The organism is uncultured Solobacterium sp. (assembly GCF_963550625.1).
Taxonomy (GTDB): Bacteria; Bacillota_I; Bacilli_A; order Erysipelotrichales; family Erysipelotrichaceae; genus Bulleidia.
In genome coordinates this window covers 1-26,061 of the sequence record NZ_CAUVCV010000016.1, presented here as the reverse complement: position 1 = coordinate 26,061, position 26,061 = coordinate 1, and the positions used below count along the sequence as shown (strand labels likewise).

Annotated in this window: 29 protein-coding genes; 25 read left to right on the top strand and 4 right to left on the bottom strand. The window is 37.9% G+C overall.

All coding sequences use genetic code 11. From position 1 onward, the window contains the following. Together RYK16_RS07360 and RYK16_RS07355 are read right to left on the bottom strand one after the other, a co-directional pair. A partial coding sequence (locus RYK16_RS07360) for a transposase (protein WP_314851605.1) occupies positions 1-832 on the bottom strand: 832 nt, incomplete at its 3' end. A gap of 203 nt (positions 833-1,035) precedes the next feature. Further along, a complete protein-coding gene (locus RYK16_RS07355) occupies positions 1,036-1,536 on the bottom strand; it encodes a DUF1836 domain-containing protein (RefSeq protein ID WP_298664580.1) in 501 nt (166 codons plus the stop codon). Between the two features lie 136 nt (positions 1,537-1,672). On the opposite strand from RYK16_RS07355, the gene RYK16_RS07350 reads away from it, so the two are divergent. From RYK16_RS07350 to RYK16_RS07340, 3 genes are all read left to right on the top strand, one after another. Continuing rightward, complete coding sequence (locus RYK16_RS07350) at positions 1,673-2,371, top strand: hemolysin III family protein (RefSeq protein ID WP_314851604.1); 699 nt, start codon at positions 1,673-1,675, stop codon at positions 2,369-2,371. A gap of 64 nt (positions 2,372-2,435) precedes the next feature. Continuing rightward, positions 2,436-2,747, top strand: coding sequence for a hypothetical protein (locus RYK16_RS07345; RefSeq protein ID WP_314851603.1), 312 nt, complete (start codon positions 2,436-2,438; stop codon positions 2,745-2,747). A 29-nt stretch (positions 2,748-2,776) separates the two neighbouring features. Beyond that, on the top strand, positions 2,777-3,046 hold the full coding sequence (locus RYK16_RS07340) for a GNAT family N-acetyltransferase (protein WP_006525621.1): 270 nt from the start codon (positions 2,777-2,779) through the stop codon (positions 3,044-3,046). Positions 3,047-3,071: 25 nt separating this feature from the next. On the opposite strand, the gene RYK16_RS07335 is transcribed toward RYK16_RS07340, so the two are convergent. Beyond that, the gene (locus RYK16_RS07335) at positions 3,072-3,539 is read right to left on the bottom strand and encodes a hypothetical protein (RefSeq protein WP_294021192.1); all 468 of its coding nucleotides are present in this window, start codon (positions 3,537-3,539) and stop codon (positions 3,072-3,074) included. An 85-nt stretch (positions 3,540-3,624) separates the two neighbouring features. Here RYK16_RS07335 and RYK16_RS07330 point away from each other — a divergent pair, with 85 nt between their 5' ends. The 15 genes from RYK16_RS07330 to RYK16_RS07260 all read left to right on the top strand — a co-directional run bounded on the left by RYK16_RS07330 (position 3,625) and on the right by RYK16_RS07260 (position 18,911). Then, positions 3,625-4,317 carry a 2-phosphosulfolactate phosphatase gene (locus tag RYK16_RS07330; protein WP_294205976.1) on the top strand — a complete coding sequence of 231 codons (693 nt, stop codon included), beginning with the start codon at positions 3,625-3,627 and terminating at the stop codon, positions 4,315-4,317. Further along, the gene (locus tag RYK16_RS07325; protein ID WP_294205974.1) at positions 4,310-5,104 is read left to right on the top strand and encodes a Cof-type HAD-IIB family hydrolase; all 795 of its coding nucleotides are present in this window, start codon (positions 4,310-4,312) and stop codon (positions 5,102-5,104) included. The genes RYK16_RS07330 and RYK16_RS07325 overlap by 8 nt, the downstream gene beginning before the upstream one ends. Next, positions 5,101-5,904, top strand: a complete 804-nt coding sequence (locus tag RYK16_RS07320) for a YhfC family intramembrane metalloprotease (RefSeq protein WP_294205972.1) — start codon at positions 5,101-5,103, stop codon at positions 5,902-5,904. Before RYK16_RS07325 ends, RYK16_RS07320 begins: the two co-directional genes overlap by 4 nt. A 120-nt stretch (positions 5,905-6,024) precedes the next feature. Continuing rightward, on the top strand, positions 6,025-6,378 hold the full coding sequence (gene rplS / locus RYK16_RS07315) for a 50S ribosomal protein L19 (protein WP_294205970.1): 354 nt from the start codon (positions 6,025-6,027) through the stop codon (positions 6,376-6,378). Between the two features lie 62 nt (positions 6,379-6,440). After that, complete coding sequence (lepB, locus tag RYK16_RS07310; RefSeq protein ID WP_294205967.1) at positions 6,441-7,109, top strand: signal peptidase I; 669 nt, start codon at positions 6,441-6,443, stop codon at positions 7,107-7,109. Continuing rightward, positions 7,103-7,972, top strand: coding sequence for a ribosome biogenesis GTPase YlqF (ylqF, locus tag RYK16_RS07305; RefSeq protein ID WP_314851600.1), 870 nt, complete (start codon positions 7,103-7,105; stop codon positions 7,970-7,972). The genes lepB and ylqF overlap by 7 nt, the downstream gene beginning before the upstream one ends. Then, on the top strand, positions 7,944-8,570 hold the full coding sequence (locus RYK16_RS07300) for a ribonuclease HII (protein ID WP_314851599.1): 627 nt from the start codon (positions 7,944-7,946) through the stop codon (positions 8,568-8,570). The genes ylqF and RYK16_RS07300 overlap by 29 nt, the downstream gene beginning before the upstream one ends. A gap of 46 nt (positions 8,571-8,616) precedes the next feature. Then, complete coding sequence (locus tag RYK16_RS07295; protein WP_314851598.1) at positions 8,617-9,372, top strand: DNA-processing protein DprA; 756 nt, start codon at positions 8,617-8,619, stop codon at positions 9,370-9,372. 57 nt (positions 9,373-9,429) lie between these two features. Then, positions 9,430-11,592 carry a type I DNA topoisomerase gene (gene topA / locus RYK16_RS07290; RefSeq protein WP_294205956.1) on the top strand — a complete coding sequence of 721 codons (2,163 nt, stop codon included), beginning with the start codon at positions 9,430-9,432 and terminating at the stop codon, positions 11,590-11,592. A gap of 3 nt (positions 11,593-11,595) precedes the next feature. Next, complete coding sequence (gene trmFO / locus RYK16_RS07285; RefSeq protein ID WP_314851597.1) at positions 11,596-12,891, top strand: methylenetetrahydrofolate--tRNA-(uracil(54)-C(5))-methyltransferase (FADH(2)-oxidizing) TrmFO; 1,296 nt, start codon at positions 11,596-11,598, stop codon at positions 12,889-12,891. Beyond that, positions 12,881-13,804, top strand: a complete 924-nt coding sequence (gene xerA / locus RYK16_RS07280) for a site-specific tyrosine recombinase/integron integrase (RefSeq protein ID WP_314851596.1) — start codon at positions 12,881-12,883, stop codon at positions 13,802-13,804. Before trmFO ends, xerA begins: the two co-directional genes overlap by 11 nt. A gap of 13 nt (positions 13,805-13,817) precedes the next feature. Continuing rightward, on the top strand, positions 13,818-14,573 hold the full coding sequence (locus RYK16_RS07275; protein WP_294205946.1) for a nucleoside phosphorylase: 756 nt from the start codon (positions 13,818-13,820) through the stop codon (positions 14,571-14,573). A gap of 219 nt (positions 14,574-14,792) precedes the next feature. After that, positions 14,793-15,743: a 30S ribosomal protein S2 gene (rpsB, locus tag RYK16_RS07270; protein ID WP_294022766.1), complete on the top strand. Its 951-nt coding sequence runs from the start codon at positions 14,793-14,795 to the stop codon at positions 15,741-15,743. A 2-nt stretch (positions 15,744-15,745) separates the two neighbouring features. Further along, entirely contained in the window at positions 15,746-16,633 is an 888-nt protein-coding gene (gene tsf / locus RYK16_RS07265; protein ID WP_294205943.1) for a translation elongation factor Ts, read from the top strand. 430 nt (positions 16,634-17,063) lie between these two features. Then, positions 17,064-18,911 (top strand): Cna B-type domain-containing protein, encoded by a 1,848-nt coding sequence (locus RYK16_RS07260; RefSeq protein ID WP_314851595.1) that lies wholly within the window; start codon positions 17,064-17,066, stop codon positions 18,909-18,911. Between the two features lie 44 nt (positions 18,912-18,955). Here the strand turns inward: RYK16_RS07260 and RYK16_RS07255 are convergent, their stop codons facing one another. Then, entirely contained in the window at positions 18,956-19,828 is an 873-nt protein-coding gene (locus tag RYK16_RS07255; protein WP_314851594.1) for a hypothetical protein, read from the bottom strand. 102 nt (positions 19,829-19,930) lie between these two features. Here RYK16_RS07255 and pyrH point away from each other — a divergent pair, with 102 nt between their 5' ends. From pyrH to galE, 7 genes are all read left to right on the top strand, one after another. Then, positions 19,931-20,644: a UMP kinase gene (pyrH, locus tag RYK16_RS07250; protein ID WP_294020938.1), complete on the top strand. Its 714-nt coding sequence runs from the start codon at positions 19,931-19,933 to the stop codon at positions 20,642-20,644. Positions 20,645-20,646: 2 nt separating this feature from the next. After that, on the top strand, positions 20,647-21,195 hold the full coding sequence (gene frr / locus RYK16_RS07245; RefSeq protein ID WP_314112601.1) for a ribosome recycling factor: 549 nt from the start codon (positions 20,647-20,649) through the stop codon (positions 21,193-21,195). A 90-nt stretch (positions 21,196-21,285) separates the two neighbouring features. Beyond that, entirely contained in the window at positions 21,286-21,990 is a 705-nt protein-coding gene (locus tag RYK16_RS07240; protein ID WP_294207789.1) for an isoprenyl transferase, read from the top strand. After that, positions 21,983-22,771 (top strand): phosphatidate cytidylyltransferase, encoded by a 789-nt coding sequence (locus RYK16_RS07235; RefSeq protein WP_294207791.1) that lies wholly within the window; start codon positions 21,983-21,985, stop codon positions 22,769-22,771. The genes RYK16_RS07240 and RYK16_RS07235 overlap by 8 nt, the downstream gene beginning before the upstream one ends. 1 nt (position 22,772) lies before the next feature. Continuing rightward, complete coding sequence (gene dxr, locus RYK16_RS07230) at positions 22,773-23,930, top strand: 1-deoxy-D-xylulose-5-phosphate reductoisomerase (RefSeq protein WP_314851593.1); 1,158 nt, start codon at positions 22,773-22,775, stop codon at positions 23,928-23,930. Beyond that, complete coding sequence (gene rseP, locus RYK16_RS07225; RefSeq protein WP_294207799.1) at positions 23,927-24,988, top strand: RIP metalloprotease RseP; 1,062 nt, start codon at positions 23,927-23,929, stop codon at positions 24,986-24,988. Before dxr ends, rseP begins: the two co-directional genes overlap by 4 nt. A 16-nt stretch (positions 24,989-25,004) precedes the next feature. Then, entirely contained in the window at positions 25,005-26,018 is a 1,014-nt protein-coding gene (gene galE, locus RYK16_RS07220) for a UDP-glucose 4-epimerase GalE (RefSeq protein WP_294207802.1), read from the top strand. Positions 26,019-26,061: the final 43 nt, after the last annotated feature.

The following is a 26,061-nucleotide window of genomic DNA, read 5'->3' as shown; positions in this document are numbered from 1 at the left end:
CAGTTTCCAGTAATTTATGCCAGGTTTTAAGAAGATAATAAGCTCTACTTCCTTTTTCGTAACGATTCATGATATCGATACGTAGATGTGAGAATCCAGATGTAAGATGCTCAATGACATGGAAAGGATCTACAGCGACAATGGCGTTGGGCAGATATTTCTTTACAACATCTTTGTATGGCTGCCACATATCCATGGTCACAATCTTCACTCTTTGTCTCTCACTTAATGGGATGTTTTCAAAGTAAGTACTAAGTTCCCTTTTTGAACGAGACTGTATAACCTCGTTTAGAACACGAGCTTTATTATCGACCATGACACATAAGTAAGAACTATTTTTTAACGCCATGTCAGAATATAGTTCATCAATTCCTAGATACTCAGGTAAGAACTGCCTTGGAATTCTCAAGTAACTATCGGCATAGAGTTCTACCGTAGGAATAGATACATGTGCTCTTAGTGCAATTGTCTTTAAGTTAATGGAGATATCACCTAGATCTTTCATGATTTGATCGACCATAGAGAAGGTGGAGTGCATACCATCAGGGGTAAAGATATTGTCTTCACTAAAAGTACGATGACAGTCACGACACTTATACCGTCTACGTTTCCAATTGACAATTGTTTTTAGACCAGCGATGTCTTGCGTTTTGAATGTATATGTTAGAAGTCCTTTACTAGATGTATCAGCACCACAGTAAGGACAAATAGGGTGTTTATTTATCAGTAGAAGATAGATATTTAAGGTACCATGATTACGTGCCGTAGATAGACTTTGAACTTGATCTTGGGACAAGTTCAGAGCAGATGTGATAATATAATCAATAGCCATTTATGGCCTCCTCTCTAATTATTTTCTTTCTTAGCAAAAAGATAATAACATGAGAGGTTTTTATTTTTTGAAGGTACCCCAAGTTTTCTGAAGAAGTATGAAAAAGGTACCCCAAGATTTCTCATTGTGGTACCCCAACCCCAAGTAATTTTAGAGCGCCTAAAAAATATCTGTATGCATGGTGATATATGCATACAGATATTTTATTTCTTCAGTGATGCGAAGTATCTTTCAAGATACATCTTATGTGCAACAGCAGTAATGATGTTATTTAACATTGGATGCTTGTCATCATGAAGGGAAGGTGTTTCACTTTGTTCATGATGATAGAAGGAGGATAGCGTATTCATAAGGGATTCACTGCAATATTGATGTAGTTCTTGAGTTGTATCATTTCCTTGTTGGAATTCATGCAGTGCTAAACGAATATTTTCAATCGATAATACAGTCTTTGCACAAACAATAAATAATAAGATCGAGATTTGATCACGTGTATAGGTTTTCTTATTTACGCGGTCAAAAAGCTTTTGTTTTGCATAGTTTGAAATCATTGAAGGAGTAACCTGCATCTCAGGAAACTCAGTGAAATAGCTATTGATAAATTTTGCGACCTGTTCAAGATAGAGACCAACATCAGGAATCTCGTTATATGCTGGTAAACGAAATTCGTGAAGCGTACTTTCAATTTTTGTGTTTGTTTTCATAATTTAAGTGTATACATAAGTGAGGAACTCGTCAACGATATACTATAACTCTTGACGAGTTTTTAAATAACCGATAATATATTTATAGGTTAATGAAAAACCGATTATCAGTTTTTGAGAATGGAGGTGCTGATGTATGACATATAAAGATATGACAATCAGCCAGGAAAAAGAAATATTTGTGTTTCGCATTAAGGATTTCTGGAGTGCAGTAACACACTTTATAGGAATGGTTGCAGCGATTATTGGTATGCCAATTCTACTTATTAAAGCGTCGGCGTATCAGGCATCATTTCTTACGATGATTAGCTTTATGATATTTATGTTAAGTATGATCTTATTGTATGGCGCTTCTGCTAGTTATCATAGTTTCCATGTGTCGAATCGGGCAGATTTAAATCTAAAGAAGATTGATCATTCTTCTATCTTTATTTTAATTGCTGGAAGTTATACACCTATCTGTTTAACAGCGTTAAAGGATACGGTAGGGCCAATCTTATTGACGATGATTTGGATCATCGCAATTGCAGGTATTGTATTTAAGTTATTCTGGGTAACTTGTCCAAAGTGGGTATCCTCAGTGATGTATTCGCTTATGGGTTGGCTTTGTATTATGTTTTTACCACAGATATTAAACGCAGTATCAGTACATGGATTTATGTGGTTATTAGCAGGTGGGATTGCCTATACAATAGGTGCAGTTATCTACGCCTTAAAACCAAAGCTTTTAGCTAGTAAGTCTTTTGGCAATCATGAGATTTTCCATTGTTTTGTATTACTGGGAAGTCTTTGTCACTATATCTTTGTTTTAAACTATCTGACAATGTTTCATTAAAGTGTATTTATGTGCACAACAATAATCCTCCTGACAGTTACGATAATGCCAGGAGGATTTCTTTATGAAACAGAAAACATTACACACTGCATTACAAGAGTTTGCGTATGAACAATATCACAGTGAGAAAAATAATCTGAGCCCAGTACAGTGGGTTGCCTTGTTAAATGGATATTATTACAACAAGGAAGCAGCGATGCTTGCAGAACAGATAGGTTTAAATGAAGTGGATGTACAGATTTGGTATTGTCGTTTTGCCCTAGCAGTAACTGCGTATGCACTCAAACTTTGTAACAAAGCGAAACAAAAAGCATACTTTCGTCTAACACCACAGAAGCATGTCACAACATCTATTCCAGTATTTCTTGTAAATTGAGTATAATAGAACAAGAATAGGAGAAATTTATGGAAATTCGTTTTGAAGAAAATGGCGCAAAAGCCTATAACGATGAAGGCAAAGAAGTAGGTCTTTGTGAGTATTATGAAAAGGATGGAAAGTGGGTATTAAACCATACGGTTGTTGATCCATCTATGAAGGGACAGGGTATTGCTGGTAAGCTTTTAGATTGTGTATTAGAACATGCAAGAGAAAAGAAGGTAAAGATTGTACCTGAATGTTCTTATGTGGCACATGCATTTGAAAAGAACCCTGCATTAAAAGAAGAATTTGAATAGAAAATAAGGTCCTAATACTAGGACCTTATCGCATTTTTGCGGCTAACTTTCTGGCTTCTTTTTCACCAAGCCAAGTTAATGAACCATCTTCTAAACGCTTCATGATAATCGCAACACCATGTGGATCATCTTCCAGATGACCAAGAATTGTAATAAAATCGTCATGTCGTTGAGATGGAATTTCAGCTTCATTGTAAATGACACAATAGCCTGGGCCAAGCTGTGGCATTGGCACTTCAACGAGTTCACGCTTACCGTTATATGGATCGTCTAAAGACTCTCGAATGACTTTGTTTGTTTCGTAAAATACCGCATCCATTACGTACTCAGAAGTGTGATCAATATCAACATTTTTCTTCGTATCATCTGTATAATAAGTACGTAGAACTAGGTTGCCAACAACGACCAATGGGTTGTTGGTGCCATATAAGGCAACTGTCGCTACGCGATGATGTAGGTAATCAAATGGGTAAATGAGCTTTTGTTCGTTCATTTTGCCATCTCCTTTATTCAATATAATATCCTTGATAACTATATTTCGCAAGCACCAGCTAAAAGGATTGGAGTAAAATAAATATATGAAAATTCAAATTTTACCACTTGTAACAGGAGCACAGAAAGCAACTGGCTTAACTGTCATCATTGATGTCTTTCGTGCATTTAGTTTAGAAGCATACATGTACGCTAGTGGCGCAAAGAAAGTAATACCTGTTAAGACAGTGGAAGATGCATTAGCGCTGAAAGAAAAGAATCCATCTTATATCCTTGTTGGGGAAAGAAAAGGTATTAAAGTTGAAGGTTTTGACTATGGTAATTCTCCAAGTGAGTTTGTAGGAGTAGACCTGAGTGGAAAGACCTTAATACATACAACAAGTGCAGGTGTTTTAGGACTCGCTTCCGCAGTGAATGCTAGCCAGATTGTTACAGGGGCTCTTGTTAATGCGAAGGCTACTGCAAAATATATTCTTGAACAAAATCCAGAAATGGTATCAATTGTACCGATGGGTTGGGAAGGAAAGATTGAAACGGAAGAGGATGCCTTATGTGCAGACTATCTAAAGGCGTTATTAGAAAATCGTACGCTTAATGATTTACAAAAGAGAGTAGATCTTCTGAAACAACAAGAAGGTGCTAAGTTCTTTGACCCAAACAAACCACAATTTCCTGAAGATGACTTCTGGTTATGTACAAAGTTGGACATCATAAGCGGTGTAAATGTCATTTCTAAGGATGGTAATCAAATTCAAAGTGAGTGGATAAAGTATGAGTAATCAAAAGAAATATTTTTTCTTTGATATCGATGGTACATTAACGGATGATGCTACCCATCGCATTGTGCCAAGTGCCAAAGTTGCACTACATCAATTAGAAAAGAATGGTCATTTTGTGTCTATCGCTACTGGTAGAGCACACTATAAGACAGTTTCATTTACCAATCAGATAGGAATTTATAATATTGTATGTGCAGGTGGTGGATGCCTTGAGTATCAACATCAAATTATCAAAAATGAGCCACTTCCATTTGAGAAAGTACAGGAATTATTACGACATGCGGATGAAGAAAATATCGGTTGGCTGTTGATGTTGGATGATAGTGATAAAGTATATATGCGTGACTATCGTTTCCTTGAACAAGCAGGCTTACGCAAGGAACTTACAACCTATATCTATGAACCAAATTTGGATTATACAAAGATTCCAAATATTCTAAAGGTATACTTAGCATTTGATGATGCGTATGAACAGGAAAATCCATGGGTAGACGAGATTGGTCATTTACGAATGGCTAAAACCTATTGTGTATTCCAGCATGACAAGAAAAAAGATGGAATCTTGAACATGATGGAGTATCTACAAGCAGATCCAAGCGATGTCGTTGTGTTTGGAGATGGAAAAAATGATATGATTATGTTTGATAAAAGATGGACTTCCATCGCTATGGGAAATGCGTATCCTGCATTGAAGGAACTCGCAGACTATGTGACTGATTCAAATGTCAACGATGGAATCTATAAAGCATGTGTCCACTTTGGCTGGATAACGGAGGATAATCAATGAATTTAACAGTACCAAATTTAACCATTGCATGCATGATTGTTTCATGTGTGATTGCATTTGGTTTACCAGTTCTTTTAGCAATGTACTTCCACAAAAAGAAGGGTGAATATGTCCCAATTATTGTGGGTGTTGCTGTCATGTTTGTATTTGTATTTACTTTAGAAACTGCAGTGAACCAAACAATCTTCAAGAGCGCAATTGGGGAAACAATTCGTAATAACATTGTTTTATATGCGGTATATGGTGGTCTTATGGCTGCTGTATTTGAGGAATGTGGTAGATGGATTGCGTATCGTACGGTATTAAAGAGCCGCATGGATAAAGATTCTAATGCCTTAATGTATGGTGTAGGTCATGGTGGATGTGAGGCCATCATGATTGTTGGGTTCATGATGTTAAACTACATCACAATCGCTATCATGATGAATAAGGGTACAATTAATGATACACTATCACAATTAGATTCTTTGACACTTGCGAAGATGAATCTAGCAATGCAGACGTTGTCTACAACACCATCCTATGTATTCTTGCTAAGTGGTATCGAACGTATTTCTGCCATGATGGCACAAGTTTCTTTATCTGTACTTGTGTGGTTTTCGGTGAAGTATAAGCATAAGAAATACTTCTTCCTTGCGTTACTTTTCCATTTCATCATGGATGCTGGAACTGTTCTATTACGTAGCCAAATAGAAAGTATCATTTTAGTAGAGCTATTTATCTTCGTTGTGGCCGCAATCATTGTCTTTGTGGCATATAACGTTTGGTGTCATTTTCATACAACTTCTGTAAAGAAATAAAATCTTGCGAAGAATCACGGCTTATGTTATCATTTAACGGCACATGTAGTGCGTCACTGTTCCGCTGATATGATGTAGGGTTCATGAGCAGCTGATTAATCGTAAAAAGGAGAAAAGAAAATGAAGTTGAATTTAGTAGAAAAGATTACAAAGAGTCAGCTACGTACAGATGTTCCTGATTTCAAGTCAGGTGACACAGTTAAGGTAAACGTACGTATTAAGGAAGGTCAGAAGACACGTATTCAGGCTTTCGAAGGTGTTGTAGTTGACCGTTCTAATGGTGGTGTTGGCGCAACATTCACAGTTCGTAAGATTTCCAACGGTGTAGGTGTACAGAGAACATTCCCAGTTCATTCACCAATCATCGAAAAGATTGAAGTAGTTCGTTATGGTAAGGTTCGTAGAGCTAAGCTCGGCTACCTCAAGGGATTATCTGCTAAGAACGCTCGTATCAAGGAAGATCGTCGTAAGTAATCTACAAAGAGAGAAATTATTCTCTCTTTTTTTGATATAATACACAATAGTAGGTACATGATATGAATACAGAAATGAATAAAGATCAAGATTTGCTTGATGAAACGAGAGTCATGGAACGATTGACAGATGAGACAACTGTTATCGACATGGCTAAAATTAGAAATGAACAAAACCAACCAAAGAAGAAAGATGATAAAGAAGAAAGTACACTTTTTTCTTTCTTGAAAGAAGTATTTATTTCTTTTGCGGTGGTATTGATTGTTGTGAACTTTGTGGTAAGACCAATACAGGTAAAAGGTAGTTCCATGTATAACACATTAGAAGATGGTTATTTTGGATTCTCTGATTTACTTGGTTATCGCTTAACAGGGTTAAAGCGTTTTGATATTGTCATTGTTTATCTAGCAGAAAAGAAAGAATATCTCATCAAGCGTGTCATTGGCTTACCTGGTGAGACAGTCGAATATCGTAATAACCAACTCTATATAAATGGTGAGCCAGTAGAAGAACCGTTCTTAGATGAGTCCTATACAAGTACGTATCCAGGCTCATTTACTGGTGATTTTAAAACGGAGAAGCTTGGTGAAGATGAATACTTCTGTATGGGAGATAATCGACCACATTCTTCTGACTCACGCTACTATGGCGCATTCCACAAGTCCGATATTGTATCCAAGGGTGTATTTGTAGTTTATCCATTTAAAGGGTTTGGAGTATACACATGGTAAAGATTCAGTGGTATCCAGGGCATATGGAGAAAGCCCGTCGTGAGATGACGGAGCGTTTGAAGTCTGTTGATATGTTGATAGAATTACGTGATGCTAGAATTCCTGAGGCATCTGTCAATCCAATGTTAAAGCAGATGGCACAGGGAAAGCCTCGCTTAATCGTTTTATCAAAGATTGATATGGCAGACCCAGTTCAAACCAAGAAGTGGGTAGAATATCTAAGTCAAGGAGAGAATACGTGTCTCGCCTTAGATTTAATGAAAGATTCACAATGCGGTAAAAAGATAATCCGTGAAGCGATTCAATTAATGGAAGAAAAGCGCCAGAAACAGATTGCTAGAGGAATACGTCCACGTGCAGTTCGGGCAATGGCTTGTGGTATCCCTAACGTTGGTAAGTCGACGATGATCAATCGTATCAACGGTAAGAACACATTAAAGGCGGCAGATAAGCCAGGCGTAACACGTTCCTTAACATGGCTACACGCAGATCCAAACTTAGATTTATTGGATACACCAGGTGTACTTTGGCCTAAGTTTGATGATGAAAAAACAGGTTCCTTACTTGCGGCACTCGGTTCTATTAATGATGATATTTTAGACCGTAAGATGGTAGCTATGGATGCCATCCACTATATCCAAGACCTCTATCCAAACTTGTTGGAGGGTATCTTTGAAAGTGGTGAAGTCAATCCGAATGGTATGTTAAAAGCAATTGCCAAAAAGAGAAACTTACTGAAGGCAGATAGTGAACTAGATTTAAAACGTGCTGCTGAGTTATTTTTGACGGAACTACGCCATGGAAAACTAGGTAGATTAACATTGGAGAGAGTCAATGAAGAGTCAGAAAGTCTGTCCGAATGAATATGAACATCAGTATTGGCCGCTTGATAAAGTGATTGTCGGTATTGATGAAGCGGGACGAGGACCACTTGCAGGACCTTTAACAGTTGCAGGTGTCATCTTTCCCATTGGATATGAAAATCCAGATATCTACGATTCCAAATCTATCAGTGAAAAGAAACGAGATACGTTATTTGAGCAGATTCAAGAGGATGCACTCTGGTTTGAAATCATTCAGGTAACACCCGAAGAAATCGATCAGCACAATATCTATCGTGCAGATCAACTCGCAATGGAACAAATCGCTATCCATTCTAACGCAGATGTTGTATTAACGGATGCGATGCCATTATTGATTGAAGGAAAAGAAATTATTCCACTTGTAAAGGGTGATCAAAAATCGATCTCTATCGCAGCCGCAAGCATTCTTGCAAAAGTCACTAGAGACCGTACAATGTTAGAATACGATAAAGAATTTCCAGAGTATGGCTTTGCCAAACATAAAGGCTACCCAACCAAGCAACATATGGAAGCCTTACGAAGCTATGGAGTAACCAAGATACATCGTAAGAGTTTTGGACCAGTTAGGGAAGAATACATGAAGATAAAATTGTTCTAGGGAACAGTTAAGAAACTCTTCTATAAATAGGTAGGAGAGTTTTTATATGGACAAAAGAAAAAAATTAGCTACACTATCAGTAATGTACCAAGGTGATTGGGATAAGATTGCGAAAGCTTTACAAGATGATGTACAAGTGATTGACATTCCAATCAAAGACTCGTATATTACAATCTACGACAGTGAGTATCCTGATAGTTTGCGAAAATTACGATTTCCTCCATGGGTTTTGTTTTATTGTGGAGATATTTCATTATTGCGTAAACCCATGTTAACAATCATCGGCAGTCGCCAAATGAACAGTTACGCAAAGTGGTTGGTCGAAGAAAGTGTAACGCACTTAAAAGATCGTTTTGTGTTGGTGTCTGGACTTGCCAAAGGTGTCGATGGATATGTGCATACTATGGCAATACAAGGTGGTCACACGATTGCGGTTATTGGTAGTGGTCTTGATATTCACTATCCATATGAAAATGAACATCTCTATGAGCAGTTGCAGAAAACAGATTTAATATTGAGTGAATATCCATCCGGTACGGGTGTACGCAAGCATCACTTCCCATGGCGTAACCGCATTCTAGCAGCACTTGGAGAAAGTGTAATTGTGATTGCGGCCAAGATATGTTCGGGTACGATGTGTACTGTAAATGAAGCTATCACATTAGATAAGGATATCTATGTATTCCCTCATTTATATCGCAGTGAACAGGGGATGGGTTGCAACAAATTAATTGCGGATGGAGCACAGATTTTATACGATACGATACAGATAAAAGAAATGATTCCGAAAAAAGATGATTGAAAAATCAGAATTTTTCGGCTATTCTTGGAAAAGAATTTTGCACGAGGAGGAACCAAAATGAAAAACTTAGTGATTGTGGAGTCACCATCAAAGTCAAAGACGATTGGAAAATACTTAGGAAAAGACTATACCGTTATTTCTAGTAAGGGACATATTCGAGATCTTGCGACAAGAGGGAAAGAGGGCCTTGGTGTTGATGTAGAAAATGATTTTGCGCCAACATATGAGATTTCAAAGGATAAAAAGGAAACAGTAAAAGAACTACGCGCGGAAGCTGCTAAAGCACAGCGTGTGTACCTCGCAACCGACCCGGACCGTGAAGGTGAGGCTATCAGTTGGCATTTAGCACAAGAACTAGGATTGGCTGAAGATGCAATCGACCGTGTTACGTTCCATGAAATTACTAAAAATGCAGTACAAGAAGCGTTCCAATCTCCACGTGCAATTGATATGGACCTTGTACACTCCCAAGAAACAAGGCGTATCTTAGACCGTATTATCGGTTTTAAGTTATCCAAACTATTACATAATAAGATTCGCTCCAAGTCTGCTGGTCGTGTACAATCAGTAGCGTTAAAGTTAGTTGTTGAACGCGAAAAAGAAATCCAAGCATTTATTCCAGAAGAATACTGGACATTAGATGCGAAGTTTCATAAAGATAAGATTGATTTTGAGGCTAGTCTTGCAAAGATCAATGGAAAAAAAGCAGAATTAAAAACACAAGAAGAAGCCCAGAAAGCATATGATGCATGTCAGGGTAATTTTGTTGTGTCTAATATTAAGTCCACTACACGTAAGCGTGAAGCACGTCCACCATTTATTACAAGTACACTTCAGCAGGAAGCTTCCACAAAACTTTCTTTCTCTGCTAAACGTACGATGTCAATTGCACAACGATTATATGAAGGTGTGGATGTAGGAAATGGACAAGAGGGTTTAATCACTTACATGCGTACAGATAGTACACGTCTATCAGATGTATATGTAAATGGCGCAAGAGAACTGATTCAAAATGAATATGGAAAGCAGTATTTAGGTACATACCATGTAAGTAATGATGCAAATTCTCAAGACGCTCACGAAGCAATTCGTCCTACTAGTCTTGCCAATACTCCAGAAAAGTTAAAGCCACATTTAACAAGTGAACAATATAAGTTATATGCATTAATTTATGCACGTGCTTTATCGTCTCTTATGTCTGCAGCGAAGTATGACTCACTTACATTAACACTCAGCCAAAATGGATACGACTTTACAGCTTCTGGAAGTACAATGAAATTTGATGGTTACTTAAAGGTATATGGTGAATATGAATCTGGTAAGGATGTCGTTTTACCATCCTTTGAAGAACAAGAACAAATCGCTGCGAAGGAACTGAAAGCTAACCAACACTTTACAGAACCACCAGCAAGATATACCGAAGCTAAGTTGATCAAGGCACTTGAAGAAGATGGCATCGGTAGACCTTCTACATATGCGATGATTATTGATACAATTCAAGCAAGAGGTTACGTAACACTCGAGAAGAGTTCTGAAGGCAGTCGTACAAAAGTATTTAAGCCTACAGAACAGGGTATTCTAACTACAGAAAAGCTTGATGAATTCTTTAAAGACATCATCAATGTTCGCTATACCGCAAAGATGGAATCTACATTAGATGAAATTGCGGATGGTACAGCAGAAGAAGTCGCAACATTAAAAGATTTCTACAATCGTTTCCAACCACTTCTAGAACATGCATACGAAAACATGGAAAAGAAAGAATTGGAAAAGGTTGGCGAGGTTTGTCCAGATTGTGGAGGAGAGCTCGTCTATCGTACAGGTAGATTTGGTAAGTTTATCTCATGTTCAAACTTCCCTAAGTGTCGATATACTAGACAAATTGATAAACCAGAAAAAGAAAAGCCAGAACCAACAGGCAAAATGTGCCCTGATTGTGGCAGTGAACTATTGAAGCGCAAGAGTCGTTATGGAACATACTTCTTAGGTTGTTCAAACTTCCCTAAGTGTCATTACATGGAAAATCTAGAAGGAGAACGTATCGTTTCTAAGAAGGATAAAGCCAAGGCAGAAAAGGAAACAAAGACAACTGCTAAAAAGACAACCAAGAAGACAGCCGCAAAGAAGACGACTACAAAGAAAGCAGCCACTAAGAAAACGACTGCTAAGAAGACAACCAAAAAGACAACAACAAAACGCACAAAGAAAAATGAGGGATAACCAATGGATGTAACTGTAATCGGTGCAGGCTTAGCAGGATGCGAAGCCGCATATCAATTAGCCAAAAGAGGATTTCATGTTCGTCTCTATGAGATGAAGCCAGTGAAACATTCACCGGCGCATCACAGTGACGATTTTGCGGAACTGGTATGTTCTAATTCATTACGCTCTGACGCATTAACAAATGCGGTCGGTGTTTTGAAAGAGGAGATGCGTCAGATTGGCTCATTGATTATGCAAGCAGCTGATAACAATAAGGTGCCAGCAGGTAGTGCTCTAGCAGTAGACCGTGAAAAGTTTGCTAGGGAAGTTACAGAAATGGTACGTAATCATCCAAATATCGAAGTGATTGCGGAAGAAGTAACCAATATTCCTGATGGACCAACCATTATCGCAACAGGACCGTTAAGTTCTGAAGGGATAATGAAAGCCATCGGTACTTTAATTGATGATCGTTATTGTTATTTCTATGATGCGGCAGCCCCAATCGTAACTGCTGAATCTATTAACTTTGATAAAGCCTATAAGAAGTCACGTTACGATAAGGGTGAAGCAGATTATATCAACTGTCCTATGACACGTGAAGAATTCGACGCTTTCTATATGGAATTAATCCAAGCAGAAACAGCGGAATTACATGCCTTTGAAAAAGAAGTATTCTTCGAGGGATGTATGCCATTTGAAGTTATGGCAAAACGTGGAAGAGATACCTTACTCTTTGGTCCAATGAAACCAGTAGGACTGGAACAAGAAGGTAAGAAGCGTCCTTACGCAGTGGTACAGTTACGTCAAGATAATGCACAAGCATCCTTGTACAATATTGTCGGTTTTCAAACTCACCTTAAGTGGGGAGAACAGAAGCGTATTATTCAGATGATACCAGGACTTGAGAATGCGGAAATCGTACGCTATGGTGTCATGCATCGAAATACATATATCTGCTCACCAATCTATCTACGTGAAACCTATCAGTTCAAAGATAGAGATGACTTGTTCTTTGCAGGACAAATGACTGGTGTTGAAGGATACGTAGAATCCGCCGCTTCAGGAATGCTAGCAGGTATTAATATGGCCCATGTACTAAAGGGTGAAGAACCGGTGGTACTTGGTGTAAATACAATGATGGGCGCAATGGCACATTATATTACGCACGCAGATCCTAGTCACTTCCAACCAATGAACGCAAACTTTGGTATTATGCATCTAGAAGGTGAAGTGAAGAAGAAAGATCGTAAAGCTGCCTACGCACCACAGGCTTTAAAAATCATTCAGGAGTTAAAAGAGAAGAATGGACTTTGAGAAATCATTGGATCGTTTTTTACGACAGATTGCCCGTGTTCGCACAGGATCAAAAGATACAGAAAATGCATATCGTCGTGATGTAGAGAGATTTCTAGAATATCTTCGTGAACATCGCATCGATTCTTTTGAGCATGTCACAAAAACAGATGTCAGTGATTACTTTACACAATTACGAGACGGTGAGATTGGTGGTAAGCCACTTTCCAATAGTAGCTATGCTCGCAATCTATCTTCCCTGAAATCCTTTTATCGATACTTGAATCGCTTTGAAGGAATCAAAGCCAATCCAGTACGCATCTTTAAGGGTGGTTCTATCCGTCGAAAACTACCTGAGTTTTTAACGTTTGACCAAATGGAAACAATGTTAAATCAATTTGATTTACAAGATCCTGTGCAAATACGCAATCGCTGTATCATCGAAGTTATGTATGCATGTGGGTTACGTGTCAGTGAATGTGCAGGTTTAAAAATATCATCCATCAATCTAGCGGAAGGTTTCTTAACGGTACTTGGTAAAGAGAGTAAAGAAAGAATGGTTCCATTCTATCCAAGATGTAAACAGCTCATCCAATACTATTTGAATAATGCAAGAGGGATATTCATGGAGAAGACTGCGGAAAACGATATTCTCTTTGTGAATCAAAATGGTAGACCTATCTCTGCTAGAAGTATTCAGCTCATCTGTGAAAAAGCAGGAGAAGACGCAAATCTTCCAATTCATATCCATCCCCATATGATACGTCATAGCTTTGCGACACATATGTTGGATAATGGTGCAGATTTACGTATCGTACAAGAATTACTGGGTCATGAAAATCTTGGTACAACACAAATCTACACCCACGTAACACAAGATCGACTCCGTAAAGTCGTGGATGAAGCACATCCACACTCCAAGAGTGCAAAATAAGAAAGAGGTAAATATGATTACAGACTCATTTGATACAAGTGATGTATTTATTTCGCCAGAAAAATTGTATCCACAAAGTTCAGAAACATTAGATGTTTGTATCGGTATCTTCTCGCACAAGGTAATGAATGAATTAATCACTTCTGGAGATTTAACAGAACTACCTATGGAAAAGATGCCAGGATCTGCCAGTGGGAAATATGCGGTATACCGTTATAAAGATACAACGATCGGTATTTATCAAAATGAAGTGGGTGCAGTCGGTGCCAGTGGACTTATTGAAGAAATTTCAGTTATCTTCGGTGTAAAGAAGTTTATTATCTTTGGCTCATGTGGTGCACTGGTACAAATTCCAGAAGGAGATTGCATTATTCCTACGCATGCCTATCGCGATGAAGGTGTCAGTTATCACTACGCTCCAGCAAGCGATTATATTAGTGTGAAGAATGCGAGTGTAATTGCCAAACTGTTCGATAAACTAGGTGTTGATTATATCTTCGGTAAAACCTGGACAACAGATTGTTTCTATCGTGAGACAGTCAATCAGAAAAATAAGCGTGTTGAAGAAGGTTGTATCTGTGTAGAAATGGAATGTGCAGCCTTGCAGGCAGTAACAGATTTTAGAGGATATGAGTTATATCAATTCCTCTATACTGCAGATGATCTAAGTAAGTTAGAGTGGGCTCCACGTATCCTTGGGGATAATGAAAGTGATGCAAGATTCCTGTATTTCGATATTGCAGTAAAACTGGCGAAGAGTTTGTTATAAAAAAATTAGAATCTATGTGTAAAAACCCTATACTTCTATAGGGTTTTATGCTAATATCATGAATGGCATCTTTTGTACTTTTGTCATGCAAAAGGAAGATGTACTTCTCACACAGTGAATTCATTATCCCGTGCATATGGGTTCGCAATGAACATGCCGTATGTTGATGGTGTTCGAAACTGTGGTGGAAAACAACGGAAAGGTAGGTAAATAGAAAATATGACTGTTGTTTCAATGAGGAAAATGTTAGAGAACGGCGTACACTTTGGTCACCAGACACGCAAGTGGAACCCAAAGATGAAGCAGTTCATCTACACAGCTAAGAATGGTGTATATATCATCGACTTAGCAAAGACACAGGCTAAATTAGAAGTAGCCTATGATGCTTTAAAGAAGATTGCTGAAGATGGCGGAAAGATCTTATTCGTAGGAACTAAGAAGCAGGCTCAGGCAACAATTCTTGAAGAAGCATTAAGAAGTGGAAGCTTCTACATCAACCAGAGATGGTTAGGTGGAACAATGACTAACTTCCGTACAATCCAGAAGTCAATCAAGAAGTTATTAGAGATTGAAGAAATGGAAGCAAACGGACAGTTAGCAGTTTACACAAAGAAGGAACAAGCAGTTCTCTTACAGAAGAAGGAAAGACTTGAAAACTTCCTTGGCGGTATTAAGGGAATGAAGAAGTTGCCAGATGCAATCTTCGTTGTAGACCCATTAGAAGAGCACAACGCAGTAGCTGAAGCACGTAAGTTAAACATCCCTGTATTCGCTTTAATCGATACAAATGCTGATCCAGATTTAGTAGACTTCCCAATCCCTTCAAATGACGATGCAGTACGTTCTATCAAGTTAATGGTAGGTGTAATTGCTGATGCTATCTTAGAAGCTAAGGGTGGTGTATTAGAAGTTGCTCACCAAGAAGATGAGACAGCTGAAGACATCACAATGAAGGATGTAATCATCAATGTTGAACAGCAGGCTGCTGAATATGAACGTAAGAGAAGACAGAAGTTCGAAGAACGTCGTGCTCAGATGGCTCAACGTCGTGGAAACTACAATGGCGAACGCCGTGTATTCCGTAGAGACGCTAACGGAAACCGTCAGACAACACGTCCAGCTGCTGAAGCAGAAGCTACAACAGCACCAGCTACTGAGGAGGCTAAGTAAAAATGGCAATTACAGCTGCTCAAGTAAAAGAATTGCGTGAATTAACAGGCGCAGGAATGATGGACTGTAAGAAGGCTCTTACAGAATGTGAAGGCGATATAAAGAAGGCTATTGACTGGCTTCGTGAAAAGGGTATTGCTAAGGCTGCTAAGAAGGAAGGCAGAATCGCTGCTGAAGGCTTAGCTAAGATCTTAATCGAAGGTAACAAGGCTGTTGTATTAGAAGTTAACTCTGAAACAGACTTCGTTGCTAAGAATGATCGTTTCTTAGCTCTATTAGATGAAGCTGCTAAGACAATCTTCAATTCTAATGCTAAGACTGTTGAAGAGGCATTAGCTCTTCCTACAGCAGAAGGCACATTGAATGATTCATTCATTGCTGCAGTTGCTATTATTGGTGAAAAGATTACATTAAGAAGATTCGAAATCGTTGAAAAGAGCGATGATGAATTATTCGGTTCTTATACACACCAAGGTGGACGTATCGTTGCTGTTACAGTTGTTAAGGGTACATCAGATGCTCAAGTTGCCAAGAATATGGCAATGCAGGTTGCTTCTATGAACCCAACATATGTATCACGTGATGAAATGCCACAAGAAGTTGTAGCTCATGAACGTGAAGTTCAAGAAGGAATCATGGCAAATGATCCAAGCCTTGCAAATAAGCCTGAAAAGGTTAAGGCTGGAATCATTGAAGGTCGTGTATCTAAGTCATTACAGGATATGTGCTTAGTTGACCAGGAATACTTCTTAGACTCAAACCTCAAGTGCGGTCAGTACTTAAAGGAAAACAACGCTGAAGTTGTTAAGTTCGTTAAGTACATCGTAGGTGAAGGTATTGAAAAGAAGCAGGACGACTTTGCTGCTGAAGTAGCAGCAATGGCTAAGTAAGAATTGCTCAAAGAGAGAGAACAACGTACAAGTTGTTCTCTTTTGTATTTATTAAAATTGAACATTACAACTTTTTGTTGTTTTAAGCGATGAATAACGATAAAATTTATTTGTACACTTAATGCAAAGTGAGAATATAGAAGGCTATGATTTATGGTGGAAATAGTAGCTTAATGCGTTAACATTTCCGTAATATTTGTTACATAAAGAAACCTTTTATAAGAAAATCTTAAGATGTGAGCGTTACAGTGTACATAAAATATTTTACAAAGTAGAATATTGTAGATAAATATTGTGGTACTCTATGTAGCTTTGTTTCTTTATCTGAAATACGGGTATTTATTAAGGGATATTCCTTGTAAATATCAATTTATGAATGGAAATTAAGGATATCCACACTCATTTATGAAAACAGGGGAGGCTATATCGAATGAATATGAAGAAATTTCAAAAGATATTTGTAATCTTGTGTGCTTTTATAATGTTATTGAGTGTTAACTATTCTGTTAATGCGATTGATACGTCCACACCAGGTTCTACTGCAACAGAAACAACTACAACATCTACTCCTGGTAGTACACCAGCAGTAGCTACTCCTACGCCAACACCTACGACAACACCAAGTACATCGATTGATCCTAATGCGAAAGTTAGTTTTTTTGTAAGAAGTACTTGGACTGGTAATGATAAACCAGCTGTAATTATTCGTTTATTTGCCAATGGTGTAGAGAAAATTAATAAAGTTCGTGACCCATACAACTATCAAGAAGTAAATGGCTATATTAGTAGCCAGTTAAATGCATGGCAGGTCGATTTCAATAACTTACCTAAGTATGATTCTGATGGTAAGGAAATTGAATATACTGTAAAACAAGATTTCTTTGAATCATATTTGTACGGTTGGAATAATTTTAAGTTTAAGACAGACCTAACAGGTGATGTGAATTCAGGATTTATCTTTGAAAATAAATCCCTCATTGATATTGAAGTTGGAAAGATGTGGAATGAAATTCCAGTATTCGTTATTCCTGGAACTCCTAGTCCAGCAGATCCACCGACGATGGTGTCCCTTAATTCATCAGAATCTAAAAACTCTGTTACCTATGATACAGAGAAATTAAATGATCTTCTCGCTGAATCAGATGCGCTAGATGCTGCTGATGATGTTCTTGAAGGAGCACGAGATACTTCAGCAGAAACTCCATTAGAAGAAATGTCTTCTGAAGAAAGACGTGAAGAAAATCTAAAGAAGTCTATCGTAGCTGTTCCAAACGCTATCACAGTTAATCTTTTAGCTGATGGCGTTGTTGTAGGAACAATGCAAATTACAAAGGAAGATGGATGGACTGGATATTTCCGTGATTACCTAAGATACGATGAAAATGATGGTCATGAGATTGTTTATACAGTTGAGGAAGTACCGGTTCCTGGCTACAAGACAGAATATATTAATAAACTAATTAGTGGCCGTGTGATTAACGCGATTGTAAACCGCTCTGTTATTGACATTAATGTTCAAAAGAAGTGGGAAGGTAAGATTCAAGGACCTGTAAATGTAACATTATATCGTAAATTTAAAACTGTTGAATTTGATTGGAGCTTCTATAAGAATATAACCACAGAACATGAAGAAGAAGTTGCAACAGTCGAATTAAATGAAGCGAATAATTGGAAACATACCTTTGAAGATTTATATGAATTCTATACAGTAGAAGGTGAAGATCCTGTTATTTATGAGTATTATGTAAAAGAAGATCCAGTTGCTGGATATAATACTGTAATCACTGGTAATCATAAGGATGGCTTTACGATTACAAATACTAATACTACTGATTTAATTGATATTCCAGTTGAAAAGAAATGGGATGGAGATCCTGCAGATAGTACTAAGGTTACATTACTAGCAAATGGTGAAGAAGTAGAAACAGTTGAATTAAATGAAGCGAACAGTTGGAAGCACTTATTTACAGGTTTACAGAAATACAACAATGATGGTTCAGAAGTTGCATATACTGTAAAAGAAGTTGGTGAAACTGCTAGCGTAATTGAGTTAGATGGCAAGAAGTTCAATGTAGAATATACAGGAAATGCTGCGGATGGATTTATAGTTACAAATAAAAAGCCAATCGATCCACCAACTCCTACACCTACACCAACTCCACCTACAACACCAAAGACAAGTGATAATAGTCATGTGATGTCATACGCATTACTAACACTATTATCTGCATGCTTTGTTGTGATTGTTGCTTCAAAGCGTATAAAATATTCAAATTAGTAAAATGAAAACTCTTTACGAATAGGTAAAGAGTTTTTTCTACATTAACTTTTTTCTTTTAATCGAATCTGAAGGAAACCTTCGCGAATACCGGTTTTAGAAATAAGAATACGCTTAGCTTGATAGATTTTGGCAATCTCTAAAATCATATGTAAACCAGGAAGAAAGACTGGTTGGCGACTAGGGTCTACATTTGCTTTCATGGCTTCTTCAAAAGCATGATCATGCATGCATAACTTATCGAATATTTCTTGAAGTTTTGTAACTTCAAGAGTGGATTCTTCATGGAAGAGGGCTTGATACACTTTTCCTGCTGCACGCATTGTTCCACCAATACCAATTAACTCCTCACAAGTGATATTAAGAGAAGGGTATTCTCTACGTGCAGAAAGAATTTCTCTTTCACATTCTGGAGTATCAATTGGTAGATGACGTAGACGTACACATCCAAGTGGGAAACTCATCGCATCAATTGGTTGTCCGTTTTTAAATGAAATTAATTCAGTAGAACCACCACCAACATCGAATGCGATACCGTTTGTAAGATTTGGATAGGAGTACTTTGTGCCTAAGAAATCATAGAGAGCTTCTTCATTTCCACTAAGTGGATAGATTTCCCATCCTGTTGTTTGAAGGGATTGTACGAGTTCTTCTTGGTTTTGAATGCGACAAGGTTCTGTAATATCCGCAAATCGATATTGTACTTGCATTTCATCAAGTTTATCTGCGTAGGATTGTAATACTTCCGTTGCTTTATGAATTCCTTCTTTTGACATGATTCTATCTCCATCAACATAGTCAATTAGATGTGTTGGAGTAGAAATATGTAAGATTGCTGTAGGGTAATGTTTGACCATCTCATAGACTAATAAGACGATGGTATTAGAGCCAATATCGGCAATTGCGTACTGTGTCATAGAATAACCTCGCTGTTATCATTTAAACATATATAAAAAGGAATGAAAACTCTTTCTAGCAATGCTATAATACTATAGAAATACATATGGAGGAAAAACATCATGTATAAACGAGTTCTGTTGAAACTAAGCGGAGAAGCTTTAGCAGGGAATGAAAAGAACTTTGATCCAAGCATTTTACAAAATCTTGCCTTGGAAATCAAAGAAGCACAGAAATTAGGAATTCAAATTGCTATCGTTGTTGGTGGAGGTAACTTCATTCGCGGAAAAGTAGTTGAAGGATTAGGAATTGATCGCGTACAAGGCGACAATATGGGCATGTTAGCAACTGTTATCAATGCTCTAGCAATACAATCATCTCTTGAGGGTATTGGTGTTGATACTAGGGTAATGACAAGTATTGAAATGTCTAAGGTTGCTGAACCATTTATTCAGCGTAGAGCGATTCGCCACTTGGAAAAGGGAAGAGTTGTTATTTTCGGTGGAGGAACTGGTAGCCCATACTTCTCAACCGATACAACAGCAGCTTTAAGAGCTAGTGAAATTAAAGCAGAAGTTATCTTAATGGCTAAGAATAGTGTAGATGGTGTGTATAGTGCAGATCCTAAGAAGGATCCAAATGCGAAGAAGTATACACATCTAACATATATGGATTTATTAAATAAAGGATTACAAGTCATGGATTCCACTGCTACAAGCATGTGCATGGATAATGACATGGAACTCATGGTATTTAACATGAATGAAAAGGATAATATCGTCAAAGCAATGAAGGGCGAAAAGATTGGAACAATCATTAATAAGGAGGAAAAGTAATAATGGCATACGCAATCGTTGATTCCAGCGCAGTAAAGATGGATAAGGTTATCGAACATCTACAATCAGAATTGAACACAGTACGTACAGGTGCAGCTAACGTTAAGATGTTAGACCGTGTTGAAGTGGACTACTATGGTTCTCCAACACCACTAAATCAGATTGCGGCTTTATCTGTTTCTGAAGGTCGTACACTTGTGATTAAGCCTTATGACCCAAGTAGCTTAAAGGCTATCGAACATGCTTGTAACGAAGCTGACTTAGGTATTGCACCATCTAATGATGGAACAGTTGTACGCTTAACAGTTCCACAGTTAACAGGTGATACACGTAAGGAAATGACAAAGAAGGTTGATAAGATGGCTGAAGAATGCAAGATTCAAATCCGTAATATCCGCCGTGACGCAATGTCTGTTGTAAAGAAGGATAAGACAATGGACGAAGACACTCAGAAGGATTGTGAAAACGAGATTCAGAAGCTTACTGATAAGTATGTTAAGAAGATCGATGATTTAGCAGCTGCTAAGAGTGCTGAAGTATTAAAGGTTTAGTTTCAAAATTATACTTTATGATCAGTCTGTGTATCAGGCTGATTTTTTTGTAGTAAAAAGGTATAATAAGATAGTTAGTGGAGAATTGATATGAATACATGTAAACACTTAGCGATTATCATGGATGGCAATGGTAGATGGGCCAAGGCACAAGGAAAACCTCGTACAGCAGGACATCTTGTTGGAAGTGATAATGTTCGTACCATCGCAATTGCGGCAGATGAGATGGGAATTGAATATCTTACACTCTATGCTTTCTCAACTGAGAACTGGAAACGAACAGCTGATGAAGTAAACTACATTATGAAATTACCAGCATTCTTCTTTAAGAAGTATATGCAGGAGTTCTTAGATAGAGGCTTCCGTATGCGTATGATTGGGGAATTGGATATGTTACCAAAGGCAACACAAAAGGTATTACGTGATGCGGAGGAAGAATCAAAAGACAATCACGGCTTATCGCTCAATATCTGTATGAACTATGGCTCTAGACGAGAAATCTTACTTGCGGCAAGAAAGTACGCGCAGGATGTTGTGGATGGCAAAGCTACACTGGATATAGAAGAGGAAGACTTTGATCAATACATGATGACAAAGGATTTTCCACCTGTTGATCTTTTAATTCGTACAAGTGGCGAGCAACGTATTTCGAACTATTTATTATGGCAGATTGCTTATGCGGAGCTAGAGTTTGTACCAGAATCATGGCCAGAGTTTACTCCAGAGGTATTAAAACGCTGCCTAGAGGAATATCAAAATCGTGATCGACGATTTGGAGGAGTTAAGAATGTCTAAAATGAAATTAAAAACAATTGTTGCGTTTGTGATTATTCTTGTTGTAGCACCACCACTCTATTTTGGTGGAAATTTATTACAGGCACTTTTGATTCTTGTAAGTGCACTCGGTTCTCTTGAGATTGCATCGTTAACTGACCAAAAGAAACATTGGTTCTTATCTTTGATGACATTAGCTGCAGTGATGGCAATGTACTATATCAATCGTTCAATGTTTCCAGCAATTCTTGCGATTTGGGTGATTGTATTATTTGTAACAGAATTATTGCGCGAAAATGAAAGCAGCGATTTAACAGCGTATACATTACTAATGTCTATCTTATTAGGCTTGGGTTTACGTTGCATTTCTGTTATTTATCAAGATGGTGCCACAAAGGGATTTCTAACAATTATCTTTGTGTTAATTGGCTGTTTCTTCTGTGATACAGGTGCCTATCTTTCCGGTTCTCTATTTGGAAAGCATAAGTTAATTCCACATGTTTCACCAAATAAGACGGTTGAAGGTGCGATTGGTGGTTATCTCATTGGTGCAATCGGAGCCTTGTTATGGGGATTATTAGTCACAACATATCTATCAAAAGAATTTGTCATTACAGCTAGTTTCATCATTCCTGCAGTTGCGCAGATTGGTGACTTAAGTTTCTCATCGATTAAACGTAGATTTGGTATTAAAGATTTCTCAAATATCTTGCCAGGACATGGTGGTATCTTTGATCGTATTGACTCACTGATTTTCTGTCTGATGGCTTTTAATGGTTTGATGATCTTATGGGGTATTTAAAATGAAGCGTTTGATGTTATTGGGTGCCAGTGGTTCCATTGGTACCCAAACAATTGATGTCGTCTTACAACATCCTGATGAGTTTTCACTTGTCGGAATTAGTGTAGGACATCGCATTGATATTTTAAAAGAAATCCTAGCAAAGATTTCTGTACCACATGTATGTGTATGTGAAGAAAAGGATATGCAAGAGTTATCTTCTCAATATCCTGATATTCATTTCTATTTCGGAGATGAAGGCTTGATTACACTTGCAAAAATGAAAGAGTATGATTTGTTAGTAAATGCACTCGTTGGCTTTGTAGGTTTTTTACCTACGTTACATGCGATTCAAACAGGTCATCACATCGCTCTCGCCAATAAGGAAACACTGGTTGTTGGTGGGGAACTAATCGATAAAGCGATTAAGGAATATGGTGTATCTCTATATCCAATTGATAGTGAGCATTCCGCTATCTTCCAAGCGCTACAGGGGAATGCACATAAAGAGATTAAGCGTCTAATCATTACAGCTTCCGGTGGATCTTTCCGTAATCGTACAAGAGAAGAATTAAAGGATGTAACTGTAGAGCAAGCCCTAGCACATCCGAACTGGGCGATGGGTGCGAAGATTACAATTGATAGTGCAGATATGATGAACAAGGGATTTGAAGTGATTGAAGCACATTTTCTATTTGATATTGATTATGACCATATCGATGTGGTCATGCATCCAGAGTCAGTGATTCATTCTATGGTCGAATATGTAGACCATAGTATTATGGCTCAACTTGGTGCACCAGATATGCGTTTGCCTATCCAGTATGCATTAACATGGCCACATCGCTATCCACTTGATTTAGAAAAGCCACTAGACTTAACTGAGGTTGCGTCGTTGCATTTTTCAAAGCCTGACTTTGAAAGGTTTCCATTACTTGCACTAGCGTATGAAGCTGGAAAAAAGGGAGGCAATCTTCCAGCGGTTATGAATGCCGCAAATGAAGTTGCCAATGCAGCGTTTAGAAATAAACAGATATCATTTTTACAGATTGAAGATATTGTTATCAGTGCAGTACATACTGTGGCTTATCAAGCAGTCAATACAGTACAAGATTTAATCGATGCGGATCGTTGGGGAAGAGACTTCGCATATCAACAAATACAAGGAGTAAGCCAATGACAGCAGTTTTATTTATCGTATTACTTTCCATCATCGTAACGATTCATGAATTTGGACATTTCTTAGTTGCCAAAGCATTTGGCGTCTATTGTTTTGAATTCTCAATCGGTATGGGACCAGCTTTATTTACACGTAAAGGTAAAGAGACGAAGTTCTCTATCCGTGCATTACCTATCGGCGGCTATGTCGCAATGGCAGGTGAAACCGAAGGGGACGAAGCCTATCCTGATGTAAAGGTTCCTGAGGGAAGAAGAATTACAGACCAAAAACCATGGAAGAAGATTTGTATCATGCTTGCAGGTGTTGCAATGAATTTCTTGCTTGCATGGGTTATCTTTTCTATGTTCTTGTTAAACACTGGGACATTTACAAAATCAAGTGAACCAGTGATTGCTACGGTGTTAGAAAATAGTCCAGCTGAACAAGCAGGTTTGCAGGCTGGAGACCGTATTATTAAAGTTGTTAAAGAAGATGGCTCATCCGTTGAACCAAAGACATTCTTAGAGTTCCAAGCGTTCAACGGTGATAATAAGGGTACAGAAACCTTTACCATCCTACGTGATGGCCAAACATTAACGGTTGAAGTTACACCAACCTACAACAAAGAAACAGATAGTTACATGTTTGGTATTAGTGCGAAAGCAGGAGAACAGGTTAAGATTAATCTTCTAAACTGTTGGTATTATGGCTTAGTTGAGATGCAGGTTATTACATCAATGACCATACAGGCACTATTAAACCTTGTACGAGGTAGAGGCTTGAATCAATTATCTGGTCCTGTCGGAATTTATCAGGCAACAGCGACCTACGCAAGTCTTGGCTTTGGTGCATATATGATGCTAGTAGCACAAATTAGTTTGAATGTCGGTATTTTTAATCTGTTGCCACTACCAGTATTAGATGGTGGACAGGTTGTTATTACAGTACTTGAATGGATTACAAGGCGCCAGTTTAATGAAAAATTAAAGACTGCTATCATGATTGTTTGTTGGGTACTACTAATCAGTGTTATGATATTTGCGACATGGAACGATATTTCCAAATTATTTATAAAGTAGAGGAGATTAGAATAAAATGAAAACAATTCTTGTTACTGGAGGTACTGGCTTTATTGGGTCGAATACTTGTGTGTCTTTGATTAATGCAGGTTATAACGTAATTGTGCTAGATAATCTGTATAACTCAAAGGAAGTTGTATTAGACCGTATTGAAAAACTAACAGGTAAAAAGCCAAAGTTCTATAAGACAGATATCTTAGACCGTAAGGGATTAGATCAGATTTTTGCGGAAAATAAGATTGATGCAGTCATTCACTTTGCCGGCTATAAGGCAGTAGGTGAATCTGTAGAAATTCCATTAACATATTATGAAAATAATATTACTGGTTCTTTAAACCTATATATGGCAATGAAGGAAGCTGGTTGTAAGACACTTGTATTTTCATCTAGTGCGACAGTTTATGGTTCTCCAGAATCCTGTCCAATTAGAGAAGACTTCCCAGTATCCACAACAAACCCTTATGGTTCTACAAAGTTAATGAATGAGATGATCTTACAGGATTTGAGCAAGTCAGATCCTGAATGGTCTATTATGTTATTACGTTACTTTAACCCAATTGGAGCACATCCAAGTGGACTATTAGGAGAAGTTCCAAATGGTATTCCTAATAACTTAGTACCATATATCGCCCGTGTTGCGATTGGTGTAACTGAGAAGGTACGTGTATTTGGTAATGACTATAATACAGTTGATGGTACAGGTGTTCGTGACTATATCCATGTATGCGATTTAGCAGACGGTCATATTGCAGCTGTTAAATATGCATTAGAGCATAAGGGTGTTGAAAAGGTGAACCTTGGTACAGGTAATGGTTATAGTGTATTACAGGTTGTTCAAGCATACAGTAAGGCTTGTGGTAGAGATTTACCATATGATATCTTGCCACGTAGAGCAGGAGACGTTGCGGAATGCTATGCAGATCCAACAAAGGCATTTGAATTATTAGGTTGGAAGGCACAGTATAATATTGATCAGATGTGTAAGGATTCATGGAACTTTACACAGATGAATCCAAACGGAATCGAGTAGTACTATGATTGGACTAATCATTACTGGTAATGGTAAATTTCCA